The sequence below is a fragment of the Actibacterium atlanticum genome, from assembly GCF_000671395.1.
Classification (GTDB): domain Bacteria; phylum Pseudomonadota; class Alphaproteobacteria; order Rhodobacterales; family Rhodobacteraceae; genus Actibacterium_D; species Actibacterium_D atlanticum.
On record NZ_AQQY01000007.1, the window covers coordinates 192,290 to 199,981 of the forward strand.

Consider the following 7,692-nt stretch of genomic DNA (forward strand, 5'->3'; position numbering starts at 1 on the left):
CGGATTTATGCAAAGTCGCGAAGGCCCTCATGGCAAATCAAAAACTCTATGCTGGCGTCAAACTGCGCGAGACACGCACCCGCCTTGGACTAACGCAAAAGGATTTCGCCGCCAAGCTGGGCGTCTCGCTGCCCTATCTGAACCAGATGGAAAACAACAACCGACCAGTATCGACCAGCGTGGTGCTGGCGCTGGCACAAGAGTTCGGCTTTGACGTAACTGAACTGTCCTCGGGCGATGCGGAACGCGTGGTCGCCGACATGCGCGAGGCTCTGGCCGACCCGGTCTTTGGCGATACCACGCCGCCGCTGGCCGATCTGCGACTGGCCGCCTCCAACGCCCCTGCCCTTGCGCGCGCCTTTCTGGATCTTCACCGCGCCTATCGCCAAACCCATGAACGGCTGGCCTCGCTGGACGAAGCTCTGGGGCGCGAAGACGCCCGCGTCCAGCCCAGCGCCTGGGAAGAAGTGCGCGATTTTTTCCACTATTGCGACAATTACATTGATGCCGTCGACCGCGCCGCAGAACATTTCATCTGCCCCAAAGGCGAACGGCTTGATCCCTACATCACCGCCAAAGAGGCGCTGGAACGCGGAGGCGTCACCGTCACCCGGCTCCCCGATGCGCCCTTACGGCAGTATGATCCCGCCAGCCGAACCCTGACGCTCTCGGCCAGCGCAGACCCGGCCACCCAGCGCTTTCAACTGCTGCATCAGGTCGCCCTGCTGACTCAGGCCGACCTGCTGGATGCCACGCTGGATTTCGCCCGGTTCCAAAGCGACGAAGCCCGCGCGATTGCCCGTATCGGGCTGGCCAACTATTTCGCCGGGGCGGCCATGCTGCCCTATCGCGCTTTTCTGGAGGCCGCGCGCGACACCCGGCACGATCTGGAGCGACTGGCCGACCTGTTCGGCGCCTCGCTGGAACAGGTCGCGCACCGGCTGTCCACCTTGCAACGCCCGGGCGCCAAGGGCGTGCCGTTCTTCTTTGCGCGGGTCGATCAGGCCGGTACGATCACCAAGCGCCACTCTGCCACCAAGCTGCAATTCGCCCGTTTCGGCGGTGCCTGCCCGCTATGGAACGCCCACCACGCTTTCGAAGCCCCCGGCAAGTTTTTGCGCCAACTGGCCGAAACACCAGATGGGGCGCGGTACTTCTGTCTGGCGCATGACATCACTAAACCAGGGGGGGCCTGGGGCGCGCCCCGGCGGCGTTTCGCGATTGGATTGGGGTGTGAAGTCCGCCATGCCAGCCAGATCGTCTATGCCGATGATCTGGATGTCGGGCGCGACGCGGCCTACGAGCCGATCGGCATTTCCTGCCGGATATGCGAGCGGCACAACTGTCACCAGCGCGCCGTCCCGCCCCTTGAGCGCAGATTGGGCATCGACCCCGACAAGCGCGGCATCCTGCCCTATGAGATCGCGGATTAAGCGGTCTGCGCCGCCGAGATCAGCTGAGCAATCTCATCCTTCAGCGCCATACGTTGCTTACGCAACTCTCCTTCGTGCAACTGCTCCGTCGGCTCGACGTTGGTTTCGGCGCGATGGATGGCCCGGTTCACCTCGTGATACTGATCAAACAGCTTGGCGAAATGCGCATCCGAGACCTTCAGCTCGCGCATGATCTCCACCTTGTCCGGGAATTCTTCGATCAGTTCATGGGGCGTATTCGACATTGGCGGTTTCCTTCCTTCTTAAAGCAAACCAAGCCTACTGCCGCCCTCACCCGGCGACATTGACGCGGATCAAACGCGCCGGGGCAAACCCTTGTTTTTCGTGACATGAAACGCAATTTGTGCAAGTTTCGCGCATTAGTTCAGGAAACGGGTTACGCGCAATGGTACAAATTTCAAACTACGTCGATGACGTAAATTCAGTTCAGGGCGATCTTAGCGGCATTGCCGGCACAACCGGAACGATTGACACCGTTCTGGACGTCGCGCTGGACGTATTGGAACTCCCCGGAGAAATCGAAGACCTTCTGCGCGAGCGCGCCGATGCGATTGATCTGCCCAACTCTGTGGTGAACCTTTTGGGGGCCGCGCCTTTCGGCATCGGCACCGCCATCACCCAGCTCAACAATATCGCCAATACCGTCTCGGGCACCGTCGACGATCAGGCCGATGTGATGGGAGTGCTGGATGACGCATGGGCGCCCACCCGCAGCGTTGTCGACAATATGTCAACGTTTCTGGGCACGGTGAACACCAGCGTTCAGGGATTGCTGACGCTGAATTCCGACCGGGTAACCGAGGCCGACCTTCTGGTCGACAGCCTGGGCGATCAGGAAATCTATTCAGGCTCGGAACTGGCCAGCCGCATGCAGGACTATTCCGACATCGCGGATTCCTGGATCACCACGCGCGATGCGCTGATGGCCCCGGTGAACGCCGCGATCAGCGCGATTCAAGGCACCGTTGATGACATTGATGCACTGGTGCCCAGCCTCAGCTCGATCACCAGCACGCTGAACTCGGCCCTGGCGGTCTTTGACGCGGCCGCCGACATCGCAAATTCGATCAAAAACGCGCTGGACGTTGATATCTACATCCCGCCCTTTGGCCCGACGATCAACATCCTAGATATCATCGAAACCGTGGCCGATCTGGGCAGCCTGATCCTGGGCATTGTCGAAGATTTCGTGATCGACGTTCTGGCTGCTTTGGGCATCAACATCAACGCCGTGTTCGACACGATCGCCAGCCAGATGACCGCGATCATGGACCCCATCTTTGACGTGCTGGACGATATCCAAAGCGCCGCAACCGCCCTTCTGGGGGATGTGGCCGGGGCAGTCGGAGATCTGCAAACCGCGCTGGACAACCTGTTGGCAGGTGCCACCAGCGTCGCACAAGAGGCAGCCCTGTTTGAAAACATCATTGTCGGGGACGCAGGGGATACCACGACCGTGGCGGATGACATCACCGGCACCACGACCGAAGATGCAATCTTTGGCCTTAACAGCAATGACACGCTGAACGGCGGCGGCGGCAATGATTTCCTGTTTGGCGGCGCAGATGGCGATGTGCTGATTGGCGGCGGCGGCAATGACGAAATGTTCGGCGGCACCGGCGAAGATTTCATCATCGGCATCGCGGGCAACAACTACTACGACGGTGGCGCAGACAATGACGTGCTGCTGGCGCAGGCGGGTGATGATGTGCTGAACGGCAGTTCGGGTCAGGACATCCAGATCGGCGGCGACGGCGCTGACACCTTCGTGTTCCTGCAGGGCAACGAGGTGGACATCGTTCTGGACTTTGAAAACAACATCGACATGATCGGCGTGGACGAAAGCTTTGGCTATAACAACGCCAGCAGCTTTGTCGCCGATAACGCCATCACCTTTGGAGATATCACGATCCTCAGCGTCGGCGATGACCGCATGATCCTGCTGGGCGTCAACAATGCCAACAACCTGGTGGACGATATTGTCTTCGTGTGACGGCGTTACGCGCCCACCTAAAAACGCAAAAGGCCGCCCCTAGGGGCGGCCTTTTTCAATTTAATAATGGGCGCTTAGAGCTGCTCCATAACCTCATCCGAAGCTTCAAAGTTCACGGTCACACGCTGCACGTCGTCATCATCATCCAACGCGTCCATCAGCTTCATCAGCTTCTGCATCCCTTCCAGATCCAGCTCGGTGGTGGTGGTCGGCTTCCAGATCAGCTTGGTCGACTGGGATTCACCCAGTTCTGCCTCAAGCGCCTGCGATACCGCGTGCAGATCGGTATCCGCGCAATAGATAATGTGACCATCGTCCGAGCTGTCGACATCTTCGGCGCCCGCTTCGATCGCGGCCATCATCACGGTGTCGGCGTCGCCCGCATCGGCCGGATAGGTCACCTCGCCCTTGCGTTCAAACATAAACCCAACCGAACCGGTTTCGCCCAGGTTTCCACCGTTTTTAGCAAAGGTCGAGCGCACGCTTGATGCGGTGCGGTTGCGGTTGTCGGTCATCGCTTCGACAATCACCGCCACGCCGCCGGGGCCATAACCTTCGTAGCGGATTTCTTCGTAATCATCGCCTTCGCCCGCGGTCGACTTTTTGATCGCGCGCTCGATGACGTCCTTGGGCACGGATTGCGATTTGGCCTCTTTCACAGCCAAACGCAGGCGCGGGTTCTTTTCAGGATCAGGATCGCCCATTTTGGCGGCCACGGTGATCTCTTTTGACAGTTTCGAAAACAGCTTCGAACGGGCCGCATCCTGACGCCCCTTACGGTGCTGAATGTTTGCCCATTTTGAATGGCCTGCCATGGAACTCTCCGCGCTTTAAATCTGGTCCGCGCCTCTATACGGCAGCGCCGCCCTGCCCTGCAAGGGCTAGGGCCGGATTTGCGGTACTGGGCAGCCGATCAATCCGCCTTTACGCGGGGTGGTGACAGGAACACCCACGCCTGACCATCCGGCGCGGTCAGGGTCACGCGCGCCTCGGGCAGTAACAAATCCTCGCCGCCAAGCGCGCCAAAGAATTCCTCGAACAGGATGCGTACCGGGTTGGTGCGATCCACCCCTTCCACCCGATACTCAATCGGGCTGTCGCAGGTGTCAAACTGCCCGGCCCAATTGCCCGTCTCAGGCCGCGGAGCCTTGCACAGCTTGCCATTGGTCAGCCGCACGCTCAGCGTGTCTTGGGTCACCCGCACCTCTTTGGGCGCGGCGTCCTGATCGCTGGCACAGGCAGCCAGCAGGGCGAAACTGATCAAAGCGATTTTGCGCATGGGGTCCTCAATTGGCTTTCTGCAGACACTGACGCGATCCACCGCCCGCGTCCAGACACGAGCGCGTTAACCGATCACAACGGCCAGAAGAACGGAATCAACGCCGAGGCCAGCAAGCCAATGGACAGGTTCAGCGGAATGCCCACCTTCAGGAAGTCGGTGAACCGGTATCCGCCGGGGCCGTAAACCAGCGTGTTGGTTTGGTATCCAATCGGCGTGGCAAACGATGTCGACGCCGCCACCATCACCGCCACCACCAACGGGCGCGGATCAATGCCCAATGCCTGCCCCAGCCCGATGGCAATCGGCGTCAGCACCACTGCCACGGCGTTGTTGGTCACCAGCTCGGTCAGCACTGAAGTCATCAGATAGATCGCCCAGACCAGGAAGAAGGGCGGCAATTGCGCCAGATAGGGGCTGAACTGGCCTACGATCATACTGACCGCGCCCGAGGCCTCTAACCCCGCGCCAACGGCCAGCATTGAAAAGATCAGCACAAGCAAACGCCCGTCAACGACCGAAAACGCCTCTTCCGAGTCAATCGAGCGGGTCAGCAACAACACCGCGACAGCCAAGATGGCGCACAACAGGATTGGCGCGATCCCCAACGCCGCCAACAGCACGATCCCCGCCAAAGCGCCCAGCGCCAAGGGCGCGTGGCTGCGTCGAAACGCGCGGGCCGAAGGTTGCGAGATATCGACAAGGTTCATATCCGCGGCCAGACGGCGGATATCTTCGGGCGCGCCTTCCAGCAGCAGGGTATCGCCCACCTTAACCACCAGATCATCCAGTTTGCGGCCGATATTCTGGTTCCGGCGATGCACCGCCAGCGGATAAACACCATAGCGGCGACGCAATCGCAGCTCGCCCAGCGAGCGGCCAATCATCCGGCAACCGGGCGAAATCAGCGCCTCGACCGTCTTGGTTTCGCGCGAAGACAGCTTGTCGACCATCTTCAGCTTTTTGTTTTGCTGCAGGCCCAGCAGTTCGGACATCTCGGTGCGCAAAACCACGCGGTCCCCGGCTTCAAGTGCAACATTCTTCATGTCCCGCCGCAAAGACGCATCCCCGCGCAGCACGTCGATCAGCCGCACACCATCACGTTTGAACAGGTCCACCTTGGTGACGGAATCACCAATCAGCTCTGATCCTTCCGGGATCGCCACCTCGGTGAAGAATTTCATGCGCGAGCGATCAGACAGCAAATCAGCCATGGATTCCCGGTTCGGCAGCAGACGCTTGCCGATAAAACGCAAATAGATCATGCCCCAGGCCACCAGGATCACCGCCATCGGGGTGACCTCGAAAATCGAAAACGGCTCCAGCCCCGCTTCGCGCGCGACACCGTCCACCAACAGGTTGGTCGTGGTGCCGATCAACGTCGTCATGCCGCCCAGGATCGACGCGTAAGACAGCGGGATCAGCAACTTACTGACCGGAAAGCCCAACGTGCGGCCCAGCTTCACAAAGACCGGGATCATCAAGACAACCACGGGGGTGTTGTTCATGAAGGCCGACGCCACAACGACAAACCCCAACAAACCGATAATCCCCCACATCGGACGATGCACCGAGATTCGATCGACGAAGCTCATGAAACCTTCCAACGCACCCGTCCGCGTCATCGCGCCCATGACGATAAACATCGCCGCGATGGTCCAGGGAGCGGGGTTGGAAAACACATCCAGCGCGTTCTGATACGGCAAAATGCCCAGCACCAGCATGAAGGCCGCCCCCGACAGGGCGATGACCTCGGTTGGGTAGCGTTCCCGTACGAATAGCACGAACATGATGACCACAATGGTCAGCGCCAAAATCGCTTGGGATGTCTGGGAAAGTGCGAGGTCTATCATTGCGTTAGGTCAATCTCTTGTCCGCAGCCATCATTAGCGCCAAAGCGCTGCCGCACAAGGCTTCTCGTGCAGGGCGCGCGAAATCACGCCCCCGGATGCGCAGTTTCAAGGCGCCCGCCATCCCGGACCATGCGCACCTTGGTGGCCTTTCCGGTGCGATCATCGGTTTCCACGTACAGGCCCGAAAGCGTTGCCTCGCCCGTTGCCGGGGTGAACCGGTTTTTGGGCATGCCGGTGATGAACCTGCGCAAGGGTTCCGCCTTTTCCATCCCAATGACCGAGTTATAATCGCCGCACATGCCTGCATCTGACTGAAACGCCGTGCCACCGGGCAGGATTTGCGCATCGCCCGTGGGCACATGGGTGTGGGTGCCGACCACCACGCTGGCCTTGCCATCGCACCAGTGCCCCATCGCCATTTTTTCGGAGGTTGCTTCACAGTGGATATCCACCAGCGACGCCTGCGCCAGCCCGCCCAGCGGGTTGGTCTTCAGCACCTGTTCAATGGCGGAAAACGGATCATCAAAGGGGCGTTTCATAAAGACCTGCCCCAATACCTGCGCCACCAGAACCTTGCGGCCACGCCCATCCTTGAACAGCCGCGCGCCACGCCCCGGCGCATCCTTGGCAAAGTTCAGAGGCCGGATGATGCGGGGCTCCTGATCAATGAAACTCAGCATCTCTTTTTGATCAAAAGCATGATCCCCAAGAGTCAGAACGTCAGCCCCCGCCCCCAGCAACGCTTTGGCATGAGCCGCAGTCAGCCCGTGGCCCGAGGTCGCGTTTTCGCCATTCACCACGACAAAATCGAGGCCCCAGTCGGCGCGAAGTTTCGGAAGGCGCTCGGTCATCGCAGCACGCCCAGCGCGCCCCATCACATCTCCAAGAAACAGGATCTTCATATCATCTGACTATGCGCAGAGGCCGTAAAGGGCAAGCCTTGTCCCACCCATAGCGGTCTTGGACCCATGCAAGAACGGCCGCCCGCATAAAACCAGCAAAATCCACCATCGAGCGCGGCGCCATCATCCAACAAACAGCTGAAAGTCCGCTTTGAGCCGATTCTGTGGAAAAACAACGTGTTGCTGACGCAGAAAGCGCGGTGCTGAACAT

Annotated in this window: 7 protein-coding genes; 2 read left to right on the plus strand and 5 right to left on the minus strand. The window is 59.9% G+C overall.

All coding sequences use genetic code 11. From position 1 onward, the window contains the following. Nucleotides 1-29 precede the first annotated feature (29 nt). Nucleotides 30-1,433, plus strand: coding sequence for a helix-turn-helix domain-containing protein (locus ATO10_RS12155; protein ID WP_035251823.1), 1,404 nt, complete (start codon nt 30-32; stop codon nt 1,431-1,433). Here ATO10_RS12155 and ATO10_RS12160 read toward each other — a convergent pair. Further along, nucleotides 1,430-1,678 (minus strand): HP1242/YdcH family protein, encoded by a 249-nt coding sequence (locus tag ATO10_RS12160; protein WP_035251826.1) that lies wholly within the window; start codon nt 1,676-1,678, stop codon nt 1,430-1,432. The two genes, ATO10_RS12155 and ATO10_RS12160, sit on opposite strands and share 4 nt — an antisense overlap. Nucleotides 1,679-1,839: 161 nt before the next feature. Between ATO10_RS12160 and ATO10_RS16045 the strand changes: the two genes are divergently transcribed. Further along, entirely contained in the window at nt 1,840-3,447 is a 1,608-nt protein-coding gene (locus ATO10_RS16045; RefSeq protein ID WP_051598126.1) for a calcium-binding protein, read from the plus strand. Between the two features lie 74 nt (nt 3,448-3,521). On the opposite strand, the gene ATO10_RS12170 is transcribed toward ATO10_RS16045, so the two are convergent. From ATO10_RS12170 to ATO10_RS12185, 4 genes are all read right to left on the minus strand, one after another. Next, nucleotides 3,522-4,262, minus strand: coding sequence for a YebC/PmpR family DNA-binding transcriptional regulator (locus ATO10_RS12170; RefSeq protein ID WP_035251828.1), 741 nt, complete (start codon nt 4,260-4,262; stop codon nt 3,522-3,524). Between the two features lie 98 nt (nt 4,263-4,360). Next, nucleotides 4,361-4,726, minus strand: a complete 366-nt coding sequence (locus ATO10_RS12175; protein ID WP_035251831.1) for a hypothetical protein — start codon at nt 4,724-4,726, stop codon at nt 4,361-4,363. Nucleotides 4,727-4,800: 74 nt separating this feature from the next. Next, nucleotides 4,801-6,579: an SLC13 family permease gene (locus ATO10_RS12180; RefSeq protein ID WP_035251834.1), complete on the minus strand. Its 1,779-nt coding sequence runs from the start codon at nt 6,577-6,579 to the stop codon at nt 4,801-4,803. An 83-nt stretch (nt 6,580-6,662) separates the two neighbouring features. Continuing rightward, a complete protein-coding gene (locus tag ATO10_RS12185; protein ID WP_035251835.1) occupies nt 6,663-7,481 on the minus strand; it encodes a TIGR00282 family metallophosphoesterase in 819 nt (272 codons plus the stop codon). Nucleotides 7,482-7,692: the final 211 nt, after the last annotated feature.

What these genes read in the sequence shown, in the direction of transcription:
- ATO10_RS12180 (WP_035251834.1), bottom strand. Translation starts at nt 6,579, where the DNA reads ATGATAGACCTCGCACTTTCCCAGACATCCCAAGCGATTTTGGCGCTG.
- ATO10_RS12175 (WP_035251831.1), bottom strand. Translation starts at nt 4,726, where the DNA reads ATGCGCAAAATCGCTTTGATCAGTTTCGCCCTGCTGGCTGCCTGTGCC.
- ATO10_RS12185 (WP_035251835.1), bottom strand. Translation starts at nt 7,481, where the DNA reads ATGAAGATCCTGTTTCTTGGAGATGTGATGGGGCGCGCTGGGCGTGCT.
- ATO10_RS12155 (WP_035251823.1), top strand. Translation starts at nt 30, where the DNA reads ATGGCAAATCAAAAACTCTATGCTGGCGTCAAACTGCGCGAGACACGC.
- ATO10_RS12170 (WP_035251828.1), bottom strand. Translation starts at nt 4,262, where the DNA reads ATGGCAGGCCATTCAAAATGGGCAAACATTCAGCACCGTAAGGGGCGT.
- ATO10_RS12160 (WP_035251826.1), bottom strand. Translation starts at nt 1,678, where the DNA reads ATGTCGAATACGCCCCATGAACTGATCGAAGAATTCCCGGACAAGGTG.
- ATO10_RS16045 (WP_051598126.1), top strand. Translation starts at nt 1,840, where the DNA reads ATGGTACAAATTTCAAACTACGTCGATGACGTAAATTCAGTTCAGGGC.